The organism is Pelagerythrobacter sp. Soil_C_18 (assembly GCF_057657235.1).
In genome coordinates, this window is the sequence record NZ_JBDGIU010000001.1 from 132,654 (window position 1) to 154,953 (window position 22,300).

At 67.3% G+C, this 22,300-nt stretch carries 21 protein-coding genes; 9 read left to right on the forward strand and 12 right to left on the reverse strand.

Going from position 1 to position 22,300, the window contains the following annotated elements; genetic code table 11:
* Positions 1-2 precede the first annotated feature (2 nt).
* Complete coding sequence (locus AC3A5N_RS00585; protein ID WP_487735364.1) at positions 3-470, forward strand: winged helix DNA-binding protein; 468 nt, start codon at positions 3-5, stop codon at positions 468-470.
* A gap of 150 nt (positions 471-620) precedes the next feature.
* On the opposite strand, the gene AC3A5N_RS00590 is transcribed toward AC3A5N_RS00585, so the two are convergent.
* The 4 genes from AC3A5N_RS00590 to AC3A5N_RS00605 all read right to left on the reverse strand — a co-directional run bounded on the left by AC3A5N_RS00590 (position 621) and on the right by AC3A5N_RS00605 (position 3,655).
* Positions 621-1,040 carry a DUF2958 domain-containing protein gene (locus tag AC3A5N_RS00590; RefSeq protein ID WP_487735365.1) on the reverse strand — a complete coding sequence of 140 codons (420 nt, stop codon included), beginning with the start codon at positions 1,038-1,040 and terminating at the stop codon, positions 621-623.
* Positions 1,037-2,017 carry an ArdC family protein gene (locus tag AC3A5N_RS00595; RefSeq protein ID WP_487735366.1) on the reverse strand — a complete coding sequence of 327 codons (981 nt, stop codon included), beginning with the start codon at positions 2,015-2,017 and terminating at the stop codon, positions 1,037-1,039. Before AC3A5N_RS00595 ends, AC3A5N_RS00590 begins: the two co-directional genes overlap by 4 nt.
* Positions 2,018-2,375: 358 nt before the next feature.
* Positions 2,376-2,804: a DUF2147 domain-containing protein gene (locus AC3A5N_RS00600; RefSeq protein ID WP_487735367.1), complete on the reverse strand. Its 429-nt coding sequence runs from the start codon at positions 2,802-2,804 to the stop codon at positions 2,376-2,378.
* On the reverse strand, positions 2,801-3,655 hold the full coding sequence (locus tag AC3A5N_RS00605; RefSeq protein WP_487735368.1) for a metal-dependent hydrolase: 855 nt from the start codon (positions 3,653-3,655) through the stop codon (positions 2,801-2,803). The genes AC3A5N_RS00600 and AC3A5N_RS00605 overlap by 4 nt, the downstream gene beginning before the upstream one ends.
* Before the next feature lie 178 nt (positions 3,656-3,833).
* Between AC3A5N_RS00605 and AC3A5N_RS00610 the strand changes: the two genes are divergently transcribed.
* From AC3A5N_RS00610 to AC3A5N_RS00630, 5 genes are all read left to right on the forward strand, one after another.
* The gene (locus AC3A5N_RS00610) at positions 3,834-4,463 is read left to right on the forward strand and encodes a TetR/AcrR family transcriptional regulator (RefSeq protein ID WP_487735369.1); all 630 of its coding nucleotides are present in this window, start codon (positions 3,834-3,836) and stop codon (positions 4,461-4,463) included.
* Between the two features lie 456 nt (positions 4,464-4,919).
* A complete protein-coding gene (locus AC3A5N_RS00615) occupies positions 4,920-5,564 on the forward strand; it encodes an RNA polymerase sigma factor (protein ID WP_487735370.1) in 645 nt (214 codons plus the stop codon).
* Positions 5,561-6,520 (forward strand): FecR family protein, encoded by a 960-nt coding sequence (locus AC3A5N_RS00620; RefSeq protein ID WP_487735371.1) that lies wholly within the window; start codon positions 5,561-5,563, stop codon positions 6,518-6,520. Before AC3A5N_RS00615 ends, AC3A5N_RS00620 begins: the two co-directional genes overlap by 4 nt.
* 58 nt (positions 6,521-6,578) lie before the next feature.
* Positions 6,579-9,509 carry a TonB-dependent receptor domain-containing protein gene (locus AC3A5N_RS00625; RefSeq protein ID WP_487735372.1) on the forward strand — a complete coding sequence of 977 codons (2,931 nt, stop codon included), beginning with the start codon at positions 6,579-6,581 and terminating at the stop codon, positions 9,507-9,509.
* Entirely contained in the window at positions 9,503-11,488 is a 1,986-nt protein-coding gene (locus AC3A5N_RS00630; protein ID WP_487735373.1) for an Atxe2 family lasso peptide isopeptidase, read from the forward strand. The genes AC3A5N_RS00625 and AC3A5N_RS00630 overlap by 7 nt, the downstream gene beginning before the upstream one ends.
* Here the strand turns inward: AC3A5N_RS00630 and AC3A5N_RS00635 are convergent.
* From AC3A5N_RS00635 to AC3A5N_RS00665, 7 genes are all read right to left on the reverse strand, one after another.
* Positions 11,380-13,047, reverse strand: a complete 1,668-nt coding sequence (locus tag AC3A5N_RS00635) for an asparagine synthase-related protein (protein WP_487735374.1) — start codon at positions 13,045-13,047, stop codon at positions 11,380-11,382. The genes AC3A5N_RS00630 and AC3A5N_RS00635 overlap by 109 nt on opposite strands.
* Positions 13,047-13,727: a lasso peptide biosynthesis B2 protein gene (locus tag AC3A5N_RS00640; RefSeq protein ID WP_487735375.1), complete on the reverse strand. Its 681-nt coding sequence runs from the start codon at positions 13,725-13,727 to the stop codon at positions 13,047-13,049. Before AC3A5N_RS00640 ends, AC3A5N_RS00635 begins: the two co-directional genes overlap by 1 nt.
* 23 nt (positions 13,728-13,750) lie before the next feature.
* A complete protein-coding gene (locus tag AC3A5N_RS00645; RefSeq protein ID WP_487735376.1) occupies positions 13,751-13,879 on the reverse strand; it encodes a benenodin family lasso peptide in 129 nt (42 codons plus the stop codon).
* 89 nt (positions 13,880-13,968) lie between these two features.
* Positions 13,969-14,598 (reverse strand): GntR family transcriptional regulator, encoded by a 630-nt coding sequence (locus AC3A5N_RS00650; RefSeq protein WP_487735377.1) that lies wholly within the window; start codon positions 14,596-14,598, stop codon positions 13,969-13,971.
* A complete protein-coding gene (locus AC3A5N_RS00655) occupies positions 14,595-15,440 on the reverse strand; it encodes a phytanoyl-CoA dioxygenase family protein (RefSeq protein WP_487736300.1) in 846 nt (281 codons plus the stop codon). The genes AC3A5N_RS00650 and AC3A5N_RS00655 overlap by 4 nt, the downstream gene beginning before the upstream one ends.
* A gap of 80 nt (positions 15,441-15,520) precedes the next feature.
* Positions 15,521-16,138 carry an acyl-homoserine-lactone synthase gene (locus tag AC3A5N_RS00660; RefSeq protein ID WP_487735378.1) on the reverse strand — a complete coding sequence of 206 codons (618 nt, stop codon included), beginning with the start codon at positions 16,136-16,138 and terminating at the stop codon, positions 15,521-15,523.
* An 81-nt stretch (positions 16,139-16,219) separates the two neighbouring features.
* Positions 16,220-16,960, reverse strand: coding sequence for a LuxR family transcriptional regulator (locus AC3A5N_RS00665; RefSeq protein ID WP_487735379.1), 741 nt, complete (start codon positions 16,958-16,960; stop codon positions 16,220-16,222).
* 210 nt (positions 16,961-17,170) lie between these two features.
* Here AC3A5N_RS00665 and AC3A5N_RS00670 point away from each other — a divergent pair, with 210 nt between their 5' ends.
* The 3 genes from AC3A5N_RS00670 (at position 17,171) to AC3A5N_RS00680 (ending at position 21,527) form a co-directional block, all read left to right on the forward strand.
* Positions 17,171-17,938, forward strand: coding sequence for a transcriptional regulator domain-containing protein (locus tag AC3A5N_RS00670; protein ID WP_487735380.1), 768 nt, complete (start codon positions 17,171-17,173; stop codon positions 17,936-17,938).
* Positions 17,939-18,150: 212 nt separating this feature from the next.
* Positions 18,151-20,283, forward strand: coding sequence for a TonB-dependent siderophore receptor (locus AC3A5N_RS00675; protein ID WP_487735381.1), 2,133 nt, complete (start codon positions 18,151-18,153; stop codon positions 20,281-20,283).
* A complete protein-coding gene (locus AC3A5N_RS00680; protein ID WP_487735382.1) occupies positions 20,283-21,527 on the forward strand; it encodes a PepSY-associated TM helix domain-containing protein in 1,245 nt (414 codons plus the stop codon). Before AC3A5N_RS00675 ends, AC3A5N_RS00680 begins: the two co-directional genes overlap by 1 nt.
* On the opposite strand, the gene AC3A5N_RS00685 is transcribed toward AC3A5N_RS00680, so the two are convergent.
* Positions 21,515-22,300 carry an acyl-CoA thioesterase gene (locus tag AC3A5N_RS00685; protein WP_487735383.1) on the reverse strand — a complete coding sequence of 262 codons (786 nt, stop codon included), beginning with the start codon at positions 22,298-22,300 and terminating at the stop codon, positions 21,515-21,517. The two genes, AC3A5N_RS00680 and AC3A5N_RS00685, sit on opposite strands and share 13 nt — an antisense overlap.

A 22,300-nucleotide genomic window follows, 5' to 3' on the forward strand; every position in this document is an offset into this window, starting at 1 on the left:
CGTTGCACGACCTGGCGGAAATGGCACGGTCGCTCGCGCAGCGCTTGGCGGTCATCGACAGGGAACTTGAGGCGCCGGCCGGGACACAGGGCCCGCGCGTCGGCGATAACGGAGTCTCCGAGGTGTCTGGCCGGCGCGAGCTGGCCGCGACAGCCCGGCACTACCTTCGCTGCCGGCGGCAACGGGCAGGCGCCCTTTCCGATGACCTGTTCGCCGATCCCGCGTGGGACCTTCTGCTCGACCTGTTCGCCTGCGCGAATGAGGGCAAGCAGGTCACGGTATCGGACGCGTGTATTGCCGCAAATGTTCCTGCCAGCACGGCGCTGCGGTGGCTGTCGCGGATCGAGTGCCGCGGGCTCATTGCACGCCGGCCGGATCCTGCAGATGGGCGCCGCACGCATCTGGAGCTGACGCCCGAGGCCGAAAAACAGATGGCGCAGTGGCTGCGATCCACCTTCTCGGCCGGCTAGGGGTGGTTCCGATGCGCGCCGAAGGTCCAGCAAGGAAGCAGTCGCGCAGCGAGGCTCAGGCAAAGGCGCGATCGGCTGCGACGGCTTGCCCGCTGTCTGTTGCAGGTGCGCACGGAGCGGCTTGTCCGGCGGCGAAGGCGCGCCGCCTCGTCAACCGCCCTTCCCTTTCGGATCGGTCGGAAGCTGATCGCGTCGCGCGCGGCGCAGCGCCGCCTCGGCGCCGATGAGGGAGCCGCACCGGCGCGCCGCATCGGTCCAGACGGAGAGCCGTACGAGCGGTTCGAAATGGAGATCGCGCTCGATGCCGAGGCCAAACGGGAGCCGCACCGAGACCAGTTCGGCGAGCGAGAAGGTGCCAAGTTCGGGGCATCCGAAGCCAAGGTCGGCGAGGCCGGACAGGGTGTCGCCGTCCTCGTCCAGCTCCGTCGCGATCCAGGTCGCGGCGCCAGCGGGATTGAACAGCTTGAGCACGGGCCAGGGATCGAAGGCCTGCCCGCGCTCGGCGTGGCGCCGTGCCAAGGCCGCATTGAGACGCAGGACCCGGACGACAGGGGACGGAAGGTCGATCATGCCTGCGCCTCCGTCTTTCGCACGCGGTGCCGGGCGAGCAGCCAGTCGGCGGCCTTGCTTGCCGCGCTTGCGGCACGGAAGATCGCCCGGCTGTCCTCGCGCAGCACGTCGAGCCAGCAGGCGATGTAATCGGCGTGCCGGACGGTCGGACGGATGCCGAGCGCCGCGCAGAGGAAAGCGCTGCCGAGTTCGGCGACGAGTTCCTCACGCGCGTAGCCTTTGGAGCCGAACGGATCGGTCAGATCGCGCGCGAGGCGCGAGGCGTGTCCGGTCGCATGGGTGAGCTCGTGCAGGCACGTGCGGTAATAGTCGATCTGGTGGAAGAACGACGGCTGCGGCGGAACCTGCACGTAGTCGGGACCCGGCGCATAATAGGCCATGTCGCCGCCGATCCGGACCTCGACGCCGCTCGCTGCGATCACCTCTTCGGCGACGGGAACGACCTCCCGCTCGGGCAGCGGCGGGGCGGGCACGGGAATGTCATCCGGCAAGCCCTCGCACTGCGCGGCATTGAACACGGTGAAGCGCTTGAGGAACGGGACGCTGCGCGGTTCCTCTCCGGTTTCGCTGGCGCGCTGCCGTTCGGCTGCGGGAACGAAGCGGTCGGCAAAGACGACCGCGGTGCCGCGCTCGCCCTTGCGCACCGAGCCGCCCGCTTTGCGCGCCTGCCGGAAGGTCAACCAGCCTTGCGCGGGATAGCCATGCTCGATGACCGCGCCCCACAGGATGAGGATGTTGATACCCGAGTAGCTGCGGCCGGTGAGCGCGTTGCGCGGGAGGCCGGGTCCGGGTGTGCCGGCACTGGTGCCCCACGGCTGGACCCATGGCAGGCGGCCTGCCTCGAGTTCGCCGACGATCCGCTCGGTGACGTCGTCGCAGAGATCGGCGCACGATGGTCCTGCCGCCTTGTCTACGATGGCGGACGGAGTGAACCGGCAGCGCCGGGTTCCGGTGCGGCAGTCGGGGTCCGGGTGCATGATCGAGCCTCCTTCCCGCCCCAAACCCGACCGGGCCTCCCCCGAAGCGGGGGGTGGGCGGTGAAGCGACCTGCCGGGCTCGCCGCACGCGGCGGCCCGCACCGTCAGGCCGGAACGATCAGTGGAGGAGCCGGCGTCAGCCGGCTTGCGGGCCGCAGCGGGCGAGCCCAGAAGGGAGCGCCGCCCACCCCGCGCGAGAGGGGCAGGCCCATCAGGAACGCCGCCGCGCGCCGCGCGGCGTCCGCTTTGGGTCATGCGCCTGTGCCGACCACAAAAAGACGCCCGCGGCACCCATGGGCGTCGCGGGCGCGCAAGGGACGGATGCGACTTCGTCCCTTGTGAGGAGCCCTTCACATGATCAGCGCACGCGGGTCCAAACCTTGGTGCGGCAGAAGATCGCGGCCTTGCAGCCCTTGACCTCGAGCTTGCCGTCGCGGCGCAGGGTCAGGTAGCCCTTGGCGGCTCCGTCGCCCGATTCCGGATCGTAGACCGGGCCGCCCTGCCATTCGGCCGGGCCGCCGGTGAACCCGCGCAGCACCACCAGGCCCTTCAGCTTGCGGTCCCTGAGCGACTTGTCGGGATTGCGCACGTCCCGCAGGTCGGGATTGGCGCGCAGCCGCGTCGCGTCGATGATCTTGCCGCACACGGCCGCGCCGCAGCGGTAGATCTCGACCCGGCCGCCTTCGCTGCCGGTCGCCCAGACGCCGAGAAGCCGGCTACCGTCCGCCGCTGCTGCCGGCGCGGTTGCGGCCAGCAACAGCCCGAGCATGACCGCCACCGCCCTCACGACGCCGGCTCCGCATCGGCGGGAGGCGTGAGCGTGTCGAGGGCCCTGGCGACGAGCGCGCGGTCGTCATGCTGCCACGGGTGGAAGCCCGGGCGCATGTACCCGATCGCGCTGCCCACCAGCAGGCGCATGGCGCCGGGGCGGACATAGAGGTAGTGCAGCAGCTTGCGCCAGGTCGCGAAGTCGTTCCTGCCGTCCTGCTCGAGCAAGCCGGCAGTGTTGCGGAAGATCACGTAGTGGAACCGCACGGTCGCCGCCGCCATCGCGAAGGAGCGTCCGAGCCACCGCCGCCAGCGCGGGAACTTGCGCGTCGCGTGGAGCCAGGTGTCGAAAGCGACGGCCTTGTGCTCGATCTCCTCGATCGCGTGCCAGCGCCACATGCGCTGCGCTTCCGGCTCGGCGCCGGCAAGATGCTCGGGGTTCGAGAGAACGGCGTTCGCCAGGGTCGCGGTGAAGTGTTCGAGCGCGCAGGTGGCTGCAAGCTGCATCACCGGCTTGCGGCGCTTGGCCCAGGCAATCGTGCGCGCAGCGCGGTCTTCCGCCGGGCGAATGTCGTATCCCGCATCGCGAGCCTGCTTGTTGAAGAACACGTGCTCGCGCGTGTGCATCGATTCCTGATAGACGAAATCGTCGATCTGCGCGCGCAGCGTCTCGGGCGCGTCGTCACGGTAATGGCGCACCGTGGTCATGAAGAACTTCTCGCCCACCGGGAAGGTCGAGGACAGCGCGTTGAAGAACGCGGTGCGCCCGGGGTCGCCGTCGTGCCACCAGCGGCGGACGGGCTCCTCCCGGCCGAATTTCCAGTTGCGCTTGTGAATCGTGATATCGTCGGGGGTTCGGGTTGAAGACATTGTCGAATCCTTCATCACGTGGAGTCTCTAAGCTTGCTCCGCATGATAATTTACATTGATGTATATGTAAACTCATTTTATGCATGCTTTGGAAGGCGGTCGGAGGGGCGCGGCACCGTGCTCGCGGATGCAGCGCATGGATCCGGACGGCACCGTCAGAATCTGATCGGAGCAAGCGATGGCATACAGAAGGAGCGAACCGGTCCGGCGGCGCAAGCGGATGGGGGACGAGGTCCGGGACGAGGCGCTGGCGGCCGCTCGCGCCCTGCTGCTCAGCGGAGGTCCAGCCTCTGTCACCGTTGCCAGTGTCGGGAGTGCACTTGGTATGACCCACGCCAACGTGCTGCATCACTTCGGATCGGCGGCGAGCCTGCAGTCCGCACTAATGGGCTCGATGATCCGCGACCTGACCACAGCACTCGACAACGTGGTGGAGCTGCTCAAGACCGATGCGGCGGCGCCGCGGACCGTGGCCGACAAGGTGTTCGACGCGTTCGATGAGGGCGGCGCGGGACCCCTCGCCGCATGGATCATCCTGTCCGGCGACGTGAAGCAGCTTGAACCCGTGCGCGAGGCCGTGCGTGCGCTGGTCGAAGCAATCGTCGGGCAGTCCACCGACGATGCGGCGCCGGAACGGGTCCGTGCCGCGGTGCTGATGATGGCGGTCAGCGCCTTCGGCGATGCGCTGATCGGTCCGCACGTGCGCGAGATGCTCGGTCAGGACGACGGCGCAATGCGCGACCTGATCGCGCGGATCCTGCCGCTGTTCCTGATTCCCTCGGGCATTCCCTCCGCAGCGGTTCCCTGACGCTGGAAGCACTTGCGCGAGCTGGCGCTGATCCGGGCTGCGGCCCAACGAAGCAGATCATCACAGTGCAGTCGACCGTGCGAACGAAGTCCGCTTGAGAAATCCGGGTCGCTTGCCGCGGTGGCCGAGAAGCGACCCCGACGACCAACGGTTCGCAACTACACCTTTGAATAATATGAAATATACTCGTGCAGCCTCCGTCAAGCTAACGGTTTATGTGGACCGCCACTTCACTCACGGGCCGGAACGGTCAATTACATCCATAGTGAACCCGTTTCATCTGCAACCATGTTGCATCTGATTGATGCAAGGCTATGCTGACCAGGCATCGGGCAACGAGACGCACGATGCCGGGCTTGAGAACCCGCTTGAATCGAGAGTTTCAGCGCCATCCGGCCGGGTGGCCGTCGCGCATGTCCAGGCGTTTTCGCTAAAGGCGGCGGCGCATAGTCAAGTATGTTCTCGACACCCGGCTTCGGCCGCCTCGTCGTCCAGCGCGGACGAGGCGACTTGGCGATGGATCACGACGACAGCAGCACGCTCCGAGCCCGCGGCATTGCGACAGGCGATCCCTTACCGCCCGATAACTGGGCCGCCCACGGCGCTCGCGCCCGCGCGGCAGCTGTCTACAGCGAAGAGCACCCGAGGCTTGCCCGCTTCCTCAAGGCACGGGCTCCAGCGCAGGACATCGGAGACCTCATCCAGGAGTGCTTTCGCCGTCTGATGGCGAGCAGCGCCTATCCACGCGTCCTGACGCAGCAGCCCGGCCCATACCTCTTCCGCACCGCGCGCAACCTTCTGGCCGAGCGCGGGCGCGCCGACGCACGCCGGATGGCCGCGCATCACACAAGCTACGAGGAGCCCGAGATCGCAGGTCCCGATCCCCATGCCGCGCTGGAGGCGCGCGACGAGATGCGGCGCGTCGGCGAGGCGCTTGGCCGGCTGCGGCCCAAGACCCGTGACATCTTCCTGATGCACAGGATAGACGGTCTCACCTATGAGGAGATCGGGTCGGCCATGGGGATGAGCGTGAAAGGCGTCGAGAAGCACATCGCGAAAGCCATGCGCACGATCCGGCGGGTACGGAGCAAGCGTCCGTGACACGCGATCGGAAGGCGTCCGAATGGTTCGCGCTCATGCGCGGCCCCGATGCAGACAAGCACCGCGCCGCTTTCGAGGACTGGCTGCGCGATCCGCGCAATGCTGCCGCCTACGCCAGCTGCGAGGACGACTGGCATTTCACCCGCAATCTGGCCCGCGGCGACGTACCCAGGCCCGAGGAAGCACGTGGCGCTTTGCGGCGGGTGCCGCTGCGCTGGGCGGCTGTGGCGGCCGCAGCAGTCGCCCTCGTGTGCGCCTGGTACCTGCAAGCCACCCCCCGCATGAACGACATGGCCGGAACGGAGGCCGCGGCCGGCACGCTGCGCCTCGCCGACGGCAGCACGGTCCTCCTGATGGACGGGGCGCAGATCGGGACCGAGTTCACGGCCAGCGAGCGGCGCGTGCGCCTGGAGGGCGGCCGCGCGCGCTTCACGGTCGCGCACGATGCGAACAGACCATTCATCGTGCTCGCGGGCAATTCGCAGACCACCGCGCTCGGCACCGTGTTCGAGATCGATCTGCGCGGTGCCCACCCGCGGGTTCATCTGATCGAGGGCGCGGTCGAGGTGCGCTCCTCGCCGGACGCCGAGGCCGTTCGACTCGCGCCGGGGGAGAGCGCCGAAGTCGAGGGCGGCGCGCCGCGCCGGATCACTCCGGCGGCGGGCGCTCGGTCGCAGCATGGGCACGCGGACGCCGCCCAAGGCACTGCCACCACAACGATGCTCGAGGCCGACGGACTCCCGCTTCGGACGGTGATCGAGGCTGCCAACCAGCTCAATCCGGTCCCGATCGGGCTTGCCGAGCCGGAACTGGGCGCCCTCGCCCTGTCCGGCCGCTTCGACCTCGCCGACAGCGCGGCCCTCGCCCGCAAGCTCGCGGCTGCGCTCGACCTCGAGGTTGCAAGCAGCAGCGACGCGTATGTCCTGAGCGCCCGGCGAAAAAACCCGGGGGGATAAGCCGCCGACCGGCATTTGCCCCTCCCAGACGGCCGTCATGGCCGCATGGGAGGGATGAATGCACAAGAGAGTCCTGGCCGCGCTCCTGGCGTCAAGCTGCGCAGTGGCCGCCACGTATGCCCAGCCTGTCCTGGCGCAAGCGAGCGACGCCGACCGCCGGGAATACGACATTGCCGAGCAGCCGCTCAGCGAGGCCCTGCGCGAATACGCCCGCGTCTCCGGCCGCGAAGTCGTGGCCGATGCGAGCGTGATCGAGGATCGGCGCGGCAACCGCGTCCAAGGGCGGTTGTCGGCCGACGAGGCCCTGCGCCGGCTCCTTGCGGGAAGCGGCTTCACGACGGAGGTCGTCGGCGGCGCTCTCGTCCTGCACGCCGAACGCGGCACCCGCGTGGCCGCTAACGACGGGTCAACGGAACCGATCCTCGTGGTCGGTACTAGGATTCGCGGTCAGCAGCCCGTGGGTTCGCCCGTGCTAACGCTGGACCGGGCCGATATCGAACGAAGCGGCCTTGGGACCGTGCAGGATCTCCTCCAGGCGGTACCGCAGGCCTTCGGCGGCGGGCAGAACGAGGCAACCCTCGGCGCCAGCACGCGCAACGGCGCCGGAACGAATGGCGGCTACGGCTCCAGTATCAACCTGCGTGGCCTCGGCGCCTCGTCGACGCTGGTGCTGATCGACGGCAACCGCCCGGCCCTCGGCGGGCTCGGGGGCGTATTCGCCGATCTGTCGCTCATCCCCGTGAACGCGATCGAGCGGATCGAGGTCATGACCGACGGTGCATCGGCCATCTACGGCGCGGACGCGGTCGCGGGTGTCGTCAACATCCGCTTGCGAAATCGGTTCGAGGGCGCCGAGACGATGCTGCGCGTGGGGACGGCAAACGGTGCCATGGGATCCATCCAGCTCGGCCAGCTTCTCGGCAAGCGGTGGGACAGCGGCGATCTGGTGCTTGCCTATCAGTTTCACGACCGAGACCGTCTGCCGGCGAGCGCACGTCCGTTTGCGACCGAGGATCTGCGGTCCTTCGGCGGTCCGGACTATCGCTCCCATTATGGTGCGCCTGGGACGATCGTCGCCGCAGATGGGGCCACCTTTGCCATCCCCGCCGGACAGGACGGACGCGCGCTGGATCCGGCGGCGCTTGTGGCGGGAACGGCCAATCTCCACGACGTTCGCGCCGCAACGGACATTGTTCCGAGCCAGCGCACGCACAGTTTCTACGCAGCCGGGGCGCTGTGGCTGGGCGAGACTTCGAAGCTGAGCGCCAGCGTGCTCGCCGCCCGGCGGTCCTACGAGAAGGTCGCCCTTCCCGAGACGGACACGGCGGTGACGGTGCCCGTGATCAACCCGTTCTACATCGACCCGATCGGCACCAATCAGCCGGTCATGGTGCGCTACAGCTTCGCCGACGAACTCGGTCCGCAGATCGACCGCGGCCGTGTCTCCGGCATCACGGCAGCGGCGGACTTCGAGCAGTCGTTCGGTGCATGGCGCATCCATATCGGCGGCACATACGGGCGCCAGCACGAGCGGCGCACCGACCTCAACGTCCCCAACCGCGCACGGATGGCCCTGGCGCTTGCCGATGCCGATTCCGCGACGGCGCTCAATGTGTTCGGTGACGGGAGCGGCAACAACCCCGCGACCCTCGACCGGATTCGAGGCAGCCGTGTGTCGACAACCCGCTTCGAAAGCCATGCAGCTGCGCTGCGGGCGGATGGCCCGTTGTTCCGGCTTCCGGCCGGTGAAGTCCAGCTGGCACTCGGCGCGGAATACCGGCGGGAGAAGTACGATGCGCACTCTCGCGTCGATATCAGCACACTCGCGCCGGTCGAGCGGGACGCCCCGGAATTGCCAGGACCGCGCCACATCCGTTCGGCCTACGCCGAACTGCTCATCCCGATTTTCGGAGATGAGAACGCCATGCCCGGCCTGCGGCGCCTCGACCTTTCGCTGGCCGGCCGCATCGAAGATTACAGCGACGTCGGCCGCACCGCCAATCCCAAGCTAGGTGTCATTTGGGAACCGGCTGAGGGAATCCGATTGCGGGGTTCCTACGGTACATCGTTCAGGCCGCCGAGCTTCGAAGAGCTTATCGGCCCCACGGTATCCCTCTATCTCGCGACCATCGTCGCCGACCCGAACGCGCCAGGGCGGGCGAATGTCCTCGCTCTGTTCGGATATGCGCCCGGCATTCGGCCGGAGCACGCAACGACATGGACCGCCGGCATCGACCTCACGCCATCGCTGATTCCGCACTTCCGGGCCTCGCTGACCTATTACGACGTCGATTACCGGGACCGCATCGGCACAGCGACGCAGGATTTTGCGAGCTTCCTGAGCCGCCGCGATGTGTTCGGCGGCTTGATCGACGAGCCGCCATCCCCCGAGCGCGTCGCCTTCTATTATGCGGCTCCGACGTTCTCCAATCCGCTCGGGATCGCGCCATCCGAGATCACCGCGATCCTGGACGGTCAGGTCCGCAACCTCTCGGCGGTCCATCAGACAGGGCTCGATGTCGAGGTCGGCTACACGCCGCCGCTGGCCGGCGGACGGCTCGATCTTGGCGTGATGGCGAGCCATATCTTCAAGATCGACCAGCAGCTGGCACCGGGCGCCCCCTTCACCGACGTGGTCGGCACCTTTGCCCATCCCGTCGATTGGCGCGCCCGCGGGCGCGCTGGATGGTCCCGCGGCGGGTTCTCCGCCACCGCCCACGTGAATCATACCACCGGGTACACGAACCAGATTCCCGCGGTTCCCGAGAGGGTCGACTCCTGGACAACGTTCGATCTCCAGCTCGCGCAACGCATTGAGGACCTGGCTGGCAGCCGTGAGCTGCAACTGGCGCTGTCGATCCTCAACCTGTTCGACAGCGCACCGCCTTACGTGAACAACAAGACCATCACATCGGCGCTGGCCTACGATCCCGAAAAGGCGGACGCGGCGGGGCGCACCATCGCGCTGCAGGCGACGGTCCGGTGGTAAGCCACCGGTTCGCATGGCCGCTGGCGCTCGCTCTCGCAGCTCCGGCGATGGCGCAGACCACGCCCGCCGAGATCGTCCAGATCGCGGACATCTCCGGCCTCTCCGCGTCGCCCGACGGTCGCTGGATAGCCTATCGCCTCGAGAGACCGTCGATTGCGCGCAACGTCATCGTGACGCGGTGGTACGTGGTCCCCGCCGATGGTTCGGGTCGCCCGCGTGATGTCGGAAGCGGTGGTCTCGCCATGTGGAACGGCGTCGGCGTCGTCCAGCCAGGCACGGCACACTGGGCGGCGGACTCCGGGACCTTTTACGCGCGCGCGCTGATCGACGACGCGGTCGGCATCTGGGCGTTCACGATCGACGGGCAAGCGCCGCAGTCGGTTGTCGTAGGCGACGCTAATGTCTCGCGCTTCACCACGATCGGCAACGGGGAGATCGTCTACGAGACGGGTCCGTCGCGCGATGCCGTCGCACGGACCGAGGCGGCGGAGCGCGATCACGGCGTTCTAGTGGATGAGCGAGTCGATCTGGCTCAGGGCGTCTACCGCGGGGCGGTCATCGACGGGCGGGCCGCCAGCGAGCGATGGTCGGGACGCTGGTATGAAAGGGAGCCGCTGCTCGCGTCGGCGGCGCGGACGGTGCGTGTCCATAATCATCTCACCGGCCGCGAACGCGCCGCGACGCCCGGCGAACAATCGCGTCTGGACGTTACCGGATCGGCGCTGCCAGAGGACATCGAAGGGATATTGCCCCACCCAGCCGAAGACCTTTCGGTCGTCAGCCATGTCGCGCTTTCCGGCGAACGGTGGGCGATCACGCTTCAGGATAAGGCGATCCGGCAACAAATCTGGATCGTCGATCGGGAACGCGGTGCTGCAACGATTCTGCAGGAAAGCGAAGGCTTGCTGAACGGCGGCCGGGCCGAGACGTCGCCGTGCGCCCACGCTGCCGAGGCGCTCATCTGCGTTGAGGCGAGCCCTGACGTCGCGCCGCGGCTCGTCCGCATCCCGCTTGCCGGCGGCCCTATCCAGGTTCTCCATGCGCCTAATGCGGATCACCCCGGCGGCGGGCTCGACGCCGAGTTCCTGACCTGGAGTGCAGGCGGTGAAGATGCGTCGGGCTGGCTCATCCGTCCCGAAGGACCCGGGCCTCATCCGCTCTTCATCACTTACTATCGCTGCTCCGGCTATCTTCGCGGCGGCCTTGGCGACGAATGGCCGCTGTTCGCCCTGGCGAGCAGCGGGATTGCGGCGCTTTGCATGAATGCACTGCCGATGGTGGAGGACAGACCCGAGGCACGGTACAATCACGGTCTTGCCGCCGTCCGATCGGCGATCGAGAAGCTTGAGGGCGAAGGCATAGTCGATCCGAAACGGGTGGGCATGGGCGGCCTGAGCTTCGGCAGCGAGGTTGCGATGTGGATCGCCGGCCACAGCGATCTGCTCACCGCCGTCTCGATCGCATCGGTCCAGATCGAGCCGGCGTATTACTGGTTCAACAGCATTGCGGATCGCGGCAGGTTCGGTGACATACTTCAGCGCCACTGGGGCCTTGGCTCGCCCGACGAGACGCCCACGGTATGGGAACGGCTGTCGCCGGCCCGCTACAGCGCCAGCGTGCGCGTCCCGGTCCTGATGCAACTGCCCGAACAGGAGGCACGGCTTTCGCCCGAGCTTCACGCAAAGCTTATTGCCGCGGGGGTCGGCGAACTGCACGTGTTCCCGCTGGCGCCGCACATCAAAGTGTCGCCGCGGCAAAAGCTGGCAGCCTACGAACGCAATCTGGACTGGTTCCGCTTCTGGCTCCTAGGAGAAATCGATCCCGATCCGGCGAAAGTGGCTCAGTACGCACGCTGGCGGAAGCTGGGCGCTCAGCGGCCTCCGGGTCGTTCGACGGCCTGCAGCCAGAGCTCGAGATCGGCGATTTCCATCAACCGGAAATGCCGGAAGTCGTCTTCGACCCTGCTTTGGGAAAGATAGGTCTCGATTGCCGGCCGATCCAACAGATGCATCGCCGCAAGGCGTCCTTCCAGAAGCAGCGGCCTGAGCTTTGCGCGCTCGCGGACAAAGATCTGGCCAGCCATGGTCTGCAGCCTTCCCTTCGTCCTGCGGCCTGCGACCGAGGGCGGAAGGCGCCCGGCGAAGGCTTTGCGCGCCACTGCGCGATCGCGTCCGCCGTCAACCCACTCCCAGCTGGGTACGGAAAGGCAAAGTTCGACCAGCGGCTGCGAGAGCAGCGGGGCGACGACATCGCGGCCGTACCAGCGATCTGGGCGGTCGAGGAAATCGGAGATCCGGATCAGCGCCTCGACGTGTTGCCGCGCACCCGGCGGTCGGTTCGTTGCATCCAGCAACCAGGGATGCAGCGGCGGCTTTTCCGGCAGCGAGTCCGGTACGGCAAAATCGGACTCGCGCGGCCATGAAGGTCGAGCGCCCCGTACCCGCCGGTGCAGGTAGACACGTCCGACGTGCCAGGCGGTGGTGCTTGTCACGCGCGCAATATCGCCAATCACCTGAAGGAGGCGCCGCCCGGTCCCGAACCTGCAACCAGCGTCGAGAGCGGGCGCAATCGAGTTGCTGTAGTTGAAGACGTTGTCCCCGCCGATTCCGCTCAGATAGGTGGCCGATCGGTCCCGCTGCCAGACGCTTTCGATCGCTCGATCGAAGCCGCGCAGGATATTGGCCGCTGCCGGGCGCGGTGTAAGCCTCTCAGGGGCACGCGTCAGATCGACAACGGCGTCGTCATGCCAGACTTCCGCAAGCTCCCCGCCCGTGTGTGCGGCCACATCGCGCGCGAAGCGTCTTTCGTCGCCATCGGCGCTTGCGGTGGCTACCGTCACGGCCCTGTACCGCCGTCCGGCCTCCGCGAGGCACTCGGCAATGATGGAGCTGTCGAGCCCACCGGACAACTCGAGCAGCAAATCGCCGCGGCGTGCCGACCATTGGTCGACCGCCGAAATGGCGCACTCCGCCAAGGCGGCGGGTGCACGGGCAGAATCAGTCTCGACCTGCAGGGCGGCAAAGGTCCAGGGGGACCAGACCGGATCGATGTCCACGCGTTCCCCGTCGCTGCGGAGCCGCGTACCGGCAAGCAGTTCGCGGACGCCGGCAAGACCGGTGCGTGCGGTCCGCAGGTTGCGGTAGGCGAGGCTGAGCCGCAGGAAATCGACGTCCGGTTCAAGCGTGAGGAGGTCGCTTGCCAGCTCGAGATGCGAGAATCCGAGGACGCCGCCTCCCAAGCGGGCCCAGTAGAACGGAAGGCCCGTCAGGGGCGCGCGAACGATCGATACGTCTCCGCCCTTCTCTTCGGTAAGCCGCAGGAAACTGCCCCATGCGTCGGCCGCGCCCCCGGTCGCATCGAACATGTCGCCGATCACCAAAGTACCGGGTTCGGTGTGGGCAACCGCCAGGCCCTGACCGGCGAACAGGAGCAGGTTCGGGCTCGCGACGACGGGCCGCAGCCGCTCGCGCTGCGCCGCAAGGCAAACCTCCCGGCGATGACCGCCACCGGCGACGAGTGCAAGGAGCCCGCGGCGCATCACAGAACCGTGATCGGCGTGAAACCGAGAGCATCGTCGGCCGCGCAAGTCAGGATATGGTGCTCCGTCTGGACCCAGCAGTGGGCGGCAAAAGGATCTGTGCGGACACCGAAGACGAGGGTGGCGGCATGCCCCCTCGCAAGGAGGAGGTCCATCAGCGCAAGCGAATCGATCAGACACCGCCGCGCAATCGGGACGAGTGGCCTGCAGGCGGAAAAGCCGAGAGCGGTCGCGATCACGGCTGCTGGGTCGGAGGGCTCTGCGAGCTCGCGCTTGCGATCCTGGAGGGCGAGAATGGTCTGCGCGATCCGGCCACGGCGCGCGGCGCGCTTCGACCGCACGAGGCTCGCCGAGACGCGCGCAATATCGCCGAGCGATGCCTGATTGTCGCTCAAGGGACCGAGATCGTCCTGGGGCACCGCAACAGAGACTGGATTCAGGTTGCTCTCACCCGCGACGGCGACCAGAAGTCCGGCGCCGACAAGGCGGGCAGCGTCACCGGGATGCACCTCCCGACCCTCACGCATCGCTTTAAAGACGGCGCGGTCCCCGGCTGCCAACGAGACATAGCGGTCGGTGTGCAGATCGAAGAAGATCGGCTTGCCGCCCACCTCGCAGAAGGCGACGCCCGGCGAGAGATGCCATCCCATGGAAGTCTCCGGCTTGCCGGGTGCCAGCACTGCCGGCACCCGGCTTTCACCGATCAGTCGTCGCTGAGACCGATCACGGGAAGGAGGCCCGCGCCTTCGAATGGCCGGCCTTCGTTGCCCTGCGTGTCCGCGCTGATCGCTCCCAGCTCGATGACATCGAGCGGTTCGCTTGTGCGTTCCATGGTCACTTCCTTTCAAGAGCACCGCAGGATTGCGGCATCTCGAAGGCTATGGGGGCGGAGCGATATAGCCAGTTTATACGGCCGCTATGCTACGAATGTTGCGCCAGCCCTGGAGGTGGGGGCCGCAGGCGCTCGGCGATCCGGTCCGCTGCCGCGATACGCGCGCGGTGGAACTGCCCGATCTTCTTGCGAAGGTCGGCCCACCGGCCCGCTTCGAAGTCGGCCTCCATTGCCCGCAAGGCGTCCACGCTCGCAGGATCGGCTGCAAGTTCGGCCCGCCTGAGCACGTGGCACCGGTCGACGGCGTTGAAGATGGCAAAATGGAGCTCGCGGTTGCCGGACTGCAACGCGATCGCGCGGAACAGGTCCGCGATACGCAGCGGGTAGTTGTCGGGCGTCGCAGCGGGCGATGCGCCGCCGAGGCGAGGAGGCACGCCGGGCGATCTCAGGGCGAGGCGCAGAAGCGCTTCGAGCCAGGCGTAGGAATCGCGCAAGTCGCTTTCGCTGAGCGCTGCCTGGCGGAAGCCCTCGTGATGCCGGCTCTCGACAAGGCGTTCGCCACTGAGCCGCTGCAGCGCGTCGCGCACCGGTGTCGCGCTCGCGGTCAGTTCGTGCGCCAGATGCGCGGGCTCGAGCCGGGCGCCGGGCGCAAAGTGCCCGCTGATGATCCGCTCCTTGAGCTCGCGGTAGACGCGCTCCATGGTTGCGCCCGGGCTCACGGCGCATTCTCCGCAGCGTCCGCTTTGCGCTGCTGGGCGACATGCTCGGCGAGCAGCGCCGCCTGGTCTGGGCGCAGCGCGTCGATTGCGGCTAGCGGCTCGCCCGGATAACCGCCGAACAGGACCGAGGGGCACTGCCCCTCGAAGTTCCCAAGGTTGGGCCGGTGCTGCGCGTATCCGACGAGTGCCGCGAGCTCGGGCGAAAAACGCCGGGCCACGTCGGGCGGATAGGCGAGCCACTGGTTCTCGTAAGGCTTGAGCCAGCCAAGGCAGTAGCTGACGATGATCCCGCGCCGCACGCGGCCGCTCGAGTTGCCGCCGGCGCCGTGCAGGGTCGAGCCGAGGAAGACGATCGCATCGCCGGGGCCGGCCTCGGCCACGATCGGTTCGCCCTCCGGTGTTTCGGAATGTGCGGCCGCGCCGTGGCTCCCGGGCCAGATGCGCGTCGCGCCATTGTCCCTGGTGAACCTCGAGAGCGGCCACATGACATTGACGAGGTATTCGGTGCGGCCCGTCTCGCCCGCCCACATGTCCTGGTCGCGGTGCGGAAACTGCGCCCGCGCGCCGGGATGGAGCTCGATCGCCTGGGTCAGGTTGAGCTGGATCCGCTCGCACCAGGGTCCGAGCGCGCGCTCGGCGAGCGCGAGGATTGCCGGATGCATGACGAGGCCGGCGATATGCGGCGAACGGATCAGGAGGCGGCCGAAGCGCTTGGTGCGCTCGCCGTAGAAACCGCCCTGGCAGAACGGCGTTGCCGCGAAGCGTTCCTCCAGATCGGACCCGATCTCCGCGATCCGCGAGGCGGGAACGGCCCCGCGCACGATAGTATGACCGTGCTTCATCAAGGCTGCGGAAGGGCTTTGGTTGCCGGCGTCGGGGATATGCGGCGCGGCGATGTGGATGGTGTCCATGGCGCCCTCCCTCATGCCGCCTGGGCCGACAGCGCGCGAACCTGCGCCTCTGCCGAGATGCCGTTGAGCGCGAGGCGGGGAATCGTCGTGTCGTCGATCTCGATGCGCAGCGCGGTCAGGAGGCGGCCGCCCTCGCCCCTCGGCGCGCCGAGCGAGCGGCAACCCCAGCCGAAACGCCTGATCTGCTCGAACCAGGAGACTTCCGCGACGCCGGTATAGCTGCAGATGCCGTGATCGAGCGCATACTGCGCAAGACCGACGAGCAGCGCGTCGCGTGCCTTGCGCCGGAGGCGTGCACCGATCTCAGGCGACAGGCAAAAGCGCGTGATCTCGAAGACATCGGGTCCGCGCGGAACGGGCCCGTCGACGAGCTCGGGATAGAGGCTGTCGAGCAGCGCCGGCCGCGTCGTTTCAAGCAGACGCGCGGAAGCGAGGTGGCATGCGGCCTCGTCGGTGACGATGATATAGACCGCGTTCCCGTCGTCGAACTGGTCGACCTCGTAGCGCCCGGCGAGAACCGGCAGGTCCCATTTGAGCAGGTCGACGAAGACGCGCTTGCGCGCTTCAAACATCGCGCGCAGCGCCTTGTGCTCACGGTTGCGGGCCTCGCGGCCGATGATGCGTAACATTGGACTGTCTCCCCTTGTTGCGAGTGAGACAGACCAATTGAACGGCATGTGCGGCGAAGACCATTCCCAGAAATGGGGGTGTCAGGGCTCGCCGATCTCGCCGAAATGCAGGGCGCCATCGAACAAGGCGCGCACGGCCAGCCGCGCGCGTGTGGGAGCTTCGTAACGGCGGCGCGCATTGCGCATATGCTCCACCACGGTCCCGTGCCGGATTCCGAGAATGCGCGAGATCTGCGGATCGGTTTTGCCGCGGGCGGCCCACACCAGACATTCGCGCCGGCGATCGGTCAGTCTCGGCGCCGCAGCGACCGGACCGCGATACAGGCTGCGCGCCGCCTCGAACGCGAACGCCGAGATCGATTGCGCGAATGAGAGCGCCCGCACTTCCGGCGCCTGGCCCTCGCTCCAGGCGAACGAGCAGGAACCGTGCGCATCGCCGGGAACATGGGCCGGAATCGTGAGCCCCTCGCCGATCCCGTGGCGGCGTGCACGGTCGAGCACCGCAGCGTCGGCAGGGCGAAGCTGGATGATCTTGGGCACATCGCGCCAGGCAAACCCGGCGGCGGTTCGCCGGCTCGCCCGGTGGACGGGATCGTCGATACCGAGCCGCTGGCTGTCGAACCAGTGCACCCAGTCTTCGGGGTAATTGTGGAGACGGACGCCCGCGTCGGGCGCGCCAAGGAAGTCGACATGGTGTGTGAGCGCGTAGAAGCTGCAACCCAGCAGCGCGCAGACTTCGCCGAGCAGGTCCTTGAGATCTGCCGCGGTGCGGACTTGGAAGAATTCGAGACGGAACCGGTGCGCCGTTTCCAGCGTCGCCATAGTCGCTGCGACGAACAGGCGATGCGTTTCAAGCCGCCCCGGCAGTCCGCCCCTTTCCACCAGTCCGAGCCGGCTTTGCTCTCCCGATAAAGCGCCGACACGGGATGAATAAACCAACAGCCACAGACCAGGGCGGCTGACACCGAAAAGCCTTTTCACTAAACACGAGACGGTGAATATATTCGAACTATATTCCAAATATCGCCGTTGATGTCAAAGCGCCCTCCCTTCGTCAGTACGGACAGCACTGAGAACTGGCGGAGCGCTGCACCCTATATTGCCTTGATGCGCGCGGATCGTCGCAGCTTCGCCTGGGAATGGCTCCGTCGGCACCGCCCCTACCGTCAGGCCTGGGAGGAGCGTCATGTGCCGCCTGCCGCGTTCGGCCTGCTGGCCTTCGAGGATCCCGATCGCCCCACCCCGCTGGCGCGGCCGATCTGGACACGCGAGCGCGACCCGCGGGTGATCGAGAGCACGCCTGTGGCAGGAGCGCATGGCGAGGGCGATCTCCTTGACATCCGCACGCTCGCGGACCTCGTCTCGGTGGAAGTCGACGAGACCGGTTCCGAGCACTGGCTGCTCAGCGACGGCCATTGGGCCGTGCGGCTAGCGCTCCACGATGGAACCCTCCTCGCCGGACCGGCCCTGCTCGAGCACCGTCTGGTCGGTCTCGACGCAGCCGAACCCAAGCTCGAGACGCTCGAACGGTTGATCGCGCTCGCGCGCGGCGGCGACATGCCCGCGAGGCTCCGGCCGCGCGAGGTCCGTGCGCCGCGCTGGATTTTGGAACTTAGGACCGCCGATGGCCTCGCAGCCGGGGCATCCCAACAGGTGCTGGCGCGCGCCTTCTTCGGCTCAGCCATACCGGGCCGTCGCTGGCGCACCGACAGTGCCTCTTACCGCCTCCGTGTGCAGCGGCTCGTGAAAGCCGCGCGGCGGCACCTGACAAATCCGCTCGACGGGCCCTGGTTCTCATAACGACTCGCGAGGCTGACGCTCTCGGAAGCGACTCGTCGCCGCGCTTCCGGGAGCGGCGGGATCGGCGCCCCATGCGCAGACAAGCAATAGCGTTCTGGCGTTATGCGATTGCTTCGCAATAGTCAAAGCTCTAGGGGCACTTGCGATCGATTCGCAAGTGTGGGAGTAGTCGAGTGTTCGGGCATGTTGCACGCCGTCTACAGCTGGTTCTCTTGGCCGGCAGCTTCCTGTCCGCTCCACTGCTGGCGCAAGGCGTTCCAGACGATGAGATTGCGGAGGCTGACACGGGAGCCGACGTTGATGCCGCCGTCGATACGGACGGCACGATCGTCGTCACCGGCCGCGCGCAAAAGCTCTACCGCCTGGACGAGACCACCTCTGGAAAGATGGCGGCGCCGCCCCTGGAATCGAGCCTGGTCATCGCGACCATTTCGGAGCAGCTGATCGAGGACCAGGGCGCACGGGACGCGCAGGATCTCTATCGCAACATCTCGGGCGTCAGCTTCTTCAGCTATGCCGGCGTGACCGCGCGCGGCTTCCGGCAGGAGGAGATTTTCTACGACGGATTGCGCGGTGATCCCTATGCCGGGTTTTCCGTCCCGCAGCTGTTCAATATCGAACGGGTCGAGTTCCTCAAGGGTCCGGCCGGAATGCTCTACGGCCCCGGCGCGCCAGGCGGTCTGTTCAACTATATCACGAAGAAGGCCCAGTCGGATGCCCTGGCCGGCGAGGTCAAGGCGATTGCGGGAACGGAAGGCCGCTGGGGCGGGTCGGCCGAGCTCAACGCGCCGCTTGGCAGAGGCTTTGCTGCTCGCGGAGGGTTGTTCTACGAGGACCGCGGCACGTTCCGCTACAACGCCGCTTCGCGCACGCTGATCGCCGATGGCGGGGTCTCGTTCGATCCGGGTCCTCTCCGGCTCGATCTCCAGGCGACCCGCTACGAGCAGGAACTCGATGCCAATCGCCTGCGCGGCGTACCCGTCGATAACGAGGGCGAGTTCCTGACCAGCCGCCGCTGGAACCACAACGAGCCGACCGATTTCCTCAACCTGGAATCCGACGTTCTCCAGGGCCGATTGGAAGCGGAACCCCTGGCCGGCCTGACGCTCGACGCGACGGTCCGCTACAACAACGCGGTCGAGGTCCAGAATTACCATGAGCCGCGCGGACTGTTCGATTCCGACGGGGACGGTGTGATCGATGCCACAATCCGCGAATTCCGCGACCAGCGGCGCGAGCAGGAGACCTGGTCCTTCGGCGCGAATGCGGTCTGGGCGGCCGAGCTTACGCCATCGGTCCGCAACCGCGTTCTGGCGGGCTTCGACCACTTCATCTCCGACCAGCACTTTCAGGGTCGCTCCCTGCGCGGGGCAGAGGTAGCGACCGCCGGGCTACCAACTCCGCTGAGCCTGTTCGATCCCCAATACGGCATGTCCGATCCTGCGACGTACAACCAGGGGCCGTTCGACACCACGTTGACCGATGCCGAGCGGACCGGCTTCTATCTCCTCGACGAGCTTACGATCGGGCGGCTGATCCTGGTCGGCGGGGTCCGGCGCGACAGCTTCTCCGATAACGCCGACGGTACGGTGTTCGAGGATGAGGAGACGACCTACCGCGCAGGCGCGGTCTACCGCCTGACCGACGAGATCTCCGCCTTCGGCCAGTATGCGACGAGCTTCGAGCCGCAGAGTGCCAGCTCACAGAACCCGCTCACCGGCGGCCCTTTCGCGCCGACCTCCGGAAACATCGTCGAAGGCGGGTTCAAGACGGCCTTGGCGGGAGGACGCGTTCAATCGTCGCTGTCGGCCTATCGCATCCGGCGGACCAATATCCTGCAGGCGGACCCGCGCGGTGATACGGGGGGCGACGGGGTCGACGATCTGATCGCGCTCGGGGAGATCACCAGCAAGGGCATCGACTTCGACATCGCGGCCGATGTCACGCCGAACTGGGTTGTCACTCTCGCCTATGCTTACAACGATACGCGGATCACCCAGGACAACGACGGGGGCGGGTTCTCCAACAATGTCGGGGACCGCTTCGCCAACGCGCCCGAGCACCAACTCGGCTTCTGGACACGCTACCAGTTTCCTGCGCTCGGCCTCGCCGCGGCGCTTGGAGGCGACTACGTCTCCGACCGGATCAGCATCGATGGGCAGCCGGTCAACGCCTACATGATCTTCGATGCGTCGCTCATCTACGAGACCGGACCGATACGGGCGATGCTGCGCGTCGATAACCTGTTCGACACGACCTACGCTGCTTCGGGATTCATCTCGCGCACCGGCCATTTCCCGGGCGAGCCGCGGTCGGTCTTCGTCGAAGTCGGCTACAGCTTCTGATGGATATGGCGCGCGGAATCGACGGCGGGAGCGTGGTCCGCGCGAAGCCCGCGCCGAAGGCCGCGCGCGCCTGGTGGGCCGTTCACCAGTGGGTCGGCCTCAAGCTGAGCCTGTTCATGACCTTCGTGCTCTTCACGGGCACCCTGGCGGTGATGAGCCACGAGATCGACTGGTTGCTGCAGCCGAGCTTGCGCGTTGCGCCGTCGAGCGCCGAAGGGCCCGTCGCCTGGGCGAGGATCGCGCAGAATGCCGCCGCCTGGCCCGGCGTGGCGAAAGCCAATGCGATCGATGCGCCGACGGCGTCTGCCTTCGCAGCCAGAGTGACAGTCGAGCGTGCCGATGGCTCGCTCGGGTTCCTCCACGCGCATCCGAGAACGGGCGTGATCCAGGGAGAAGGCCCGTGGGTCGGTGCGCAGCGCGTGCTGCGCAACATGCACCGGCACCTCAATCTGCCGGTGATGTACGGCGTGCCGATCGTCTCGTCGCTTGCATTCCTCCTGCTGGTCAGCCTCGTCACGTCGTTCGTGGTCTACAAGAAGTGGTGGCGCGGCTTTGCCAAGCCGCTGCGGCGCCGCGATGCGCGGACCTGGTGGGGCGACTTCCACCGGCTTGCGGGGGTCTGGTCGCTTTGGTTTGTCGCGCTGATCTCGCTTACCAGCCTATGGTATTTCGCTGAAAGCCTCGGCCTCGATGCACCGGGACCGCCGCGCGTGGAGCGCGAGGCCCTGCCGGCGGTGTCAGTGGGCACCAGCGACCTTTCCGCATCGTTCGCGGCGGCACGCGCGGCCTATCCCGATCTGCAAGTGCAACGGGTGATCCTGCCGAGTCACGATGAACCGCTGCTCCAACTGCACGGTGATCACGAAGCTGTCCTCGTCCGGCCGCGCGCCAATGCCGTCTGGGTCGACACGCGCACCGGCGAGGTCCTGCTGACCACCGACGGGCGAGACATGAACCTGCACCAGCGGATCGGCGAGATGGCCGATCCGCTGCATTTCGGCACTTTCGGCGGCTACTGGACGAAAGTGCCGTGGTTCCTGTTCGGACTAGCGATGACGGCGCTCTCGCTCTCGGGCGCGGCGATCTATTCGCTGCGGATCGCGCGCGAGCGAGAGCAGGCGGTCCGCATCGGGCGCAGCTTTTCCGGTCTGTGGCGTGGGATGGGCCGCTGGCGCTGGATCAGCGTGGCCCTGATCGCCACCGCCTTCCTGCTCCTGCCGTCTTTGGCCACTCAGGCGAGCTGAATCGCTTTCGGCCTCCCGTGCTCGTCGACAGCGACAAGGGTAAAGCGCGCAGTCGCGGCATGTCTTCGAGCCCCGCTCAAAAGAGCCTCGGACCACAGTTCGACGGTCACATGGACAGAGCTGCGGCCGGTCTTCGTCACCTCCGCCACCAGTTCGACCATATCACCTTCACCGATCGGCGCGGTGAAGTCGATCCGCTCGGAGGACGCCATGACCAGCACCGCCCGTGCGCGGCGCGTTGCGGCGATGAAGGCGGCCTTCCCCATCATCCGCAGCGCGTCCCCGCCATAGAGCGTGCCGTAGTGATTGGTCTGGCCCGGGAAGACCATCTCGGCGAGCCGCAGCACGCCCTCCGGCTTTGCGGCTTGGTCAAGGACCAATGGCGGCAGCGGCAGCAGGGTGGCGGGACCCTTCCGCGCCACCAACGTGAAGCGCCCTCGCGTGCACAGGCGCCGCTCCCCCGACACCGGCACTTCCGCGACCAGTTCCACCTCCACCTCGAGGGAGCTCGTGCCGACCTGCACCACGCGTCCGGTGACCTCGATCATTTCGCCTGCGAACGCGGGCGCGGCGAAGTCGATCTTCTCCGACGAGGCGGTGACGAAAGGCGCACGGCCGTGCCGCGACGCCGCCAGGAACGCGACTTTGTCCATGTGCGCGAGGGCGACGCCGCCGAACAAGGTGCCGTGGTGATTGGCGTCGCCCGGGAATACCATGTCGATGAGCTGGACTGCCGGCCCTACCCTCCCGCTTGGGTCTTGAATCGTCATCAT

Bases quoted from the DNA above. Each gene is read 5' to 3' on its own strand.
- AC3A5N_RS00660 (WP_487735378.1), bottom strand. From the start codon at position 16,138: ATGTTACGCATCATCGGCCGCGAGGCCCGCAACCGTGAGCACAAGGCG.
- AC3A5N_RS00590 (WP_487735365.1), bottom strand. From the start codon at position 1,040: ATGATCGACCTTCCGTCCCCTGTCGTCCGGGTCCTGCGTCTCAATGCG.
- AC3A5N_RS00670 (WP_487735380.1), top strand. From the start codon at position 17,171: ATGTCAAAGCGCCCTCCCTTCGTCAGTACGGACAGCACTGAGAACTGG.
- AC3A5N_RS00595 (WP_487735366.1), bottom strand. From the start codon at position 2,017: ATGCACCCGGACCCCGACTGCCGCACCGGAACCCGGCGCTGCCGGTTC.
- AC3A5N_RS00680 (WP_487735382.1), top strand. From the start codon at position 20,283: ATGGATATGGCGCGCGGAATCGACGGCGGGAGCGTGGTCCGCGCGAAG.
- AC3A5N_RS00610 (WP_487735369.1), top strand. From the start codon at position 3,834: ATGGCATACAGAAGGAGCGAACCGGTCCGGCGGCGCAAGCGGATGGGG.
- AC3A5N_RS00665 (WP_487735379.1), bottom strand. From the start codon at position 16,960: ATGGCGACGCTGGAAACGGCGCACCGGTTCCGTCTCGAATTCTTCCAA.
- AC3A5N_RS00635 (WP_487735374.1), bottom strand. From the start codon at position 13,047: ATGCGCCGCGGGCTCCTTGCACTCGTCGCCGGTGGCGGTCATCGCCGG.
- AC3A5N_RS00605 (WP_487735368.1), bottom strand. From the start codon at position 3,655: ATGTCTTCAACCCGAACCCCCGACGATATCACGATTCACAAGCGCAAC.
- AC3A5N_RS00685 (WP_487735383.1), bottom strand. From the start codon at position 22,300: ATGATGACGATTCAAGACCCAAGCGGGAGGGTAGGGCCGGCAGTCCAG.
- AC3A5N_RS00625 (WP_487735372.1), top strand. From the start codon at position 6,579: ATGCACAAGAGAGTCCTGGCCGCGCTCCTGGCGTCAAGCTGCGCAGTG.
- AC3A5N_RS00655 (WP_487736300.1), bottom strand. From the start codon at position 15,440: ATGAAGCACGGTCATACTATCGTGCGCGGGGCCGTTCCCGCCTCGCGG.
- AC3A5N_RS00645 (WP_487735376.1), bottom strand. From the start codon at position 13,879: ATGGAACGCACAAGCGAACCGCTCGATGTCATCGAGCTGGGAGCGATC.
- AC3A5N_RS00615 (WP_487735370.1), top strand. From the start codon at position 4,920: ATGTTCTCGACACCCGGCTTCGGCCGCCTCGTCGTCCAGCGCGGACGA.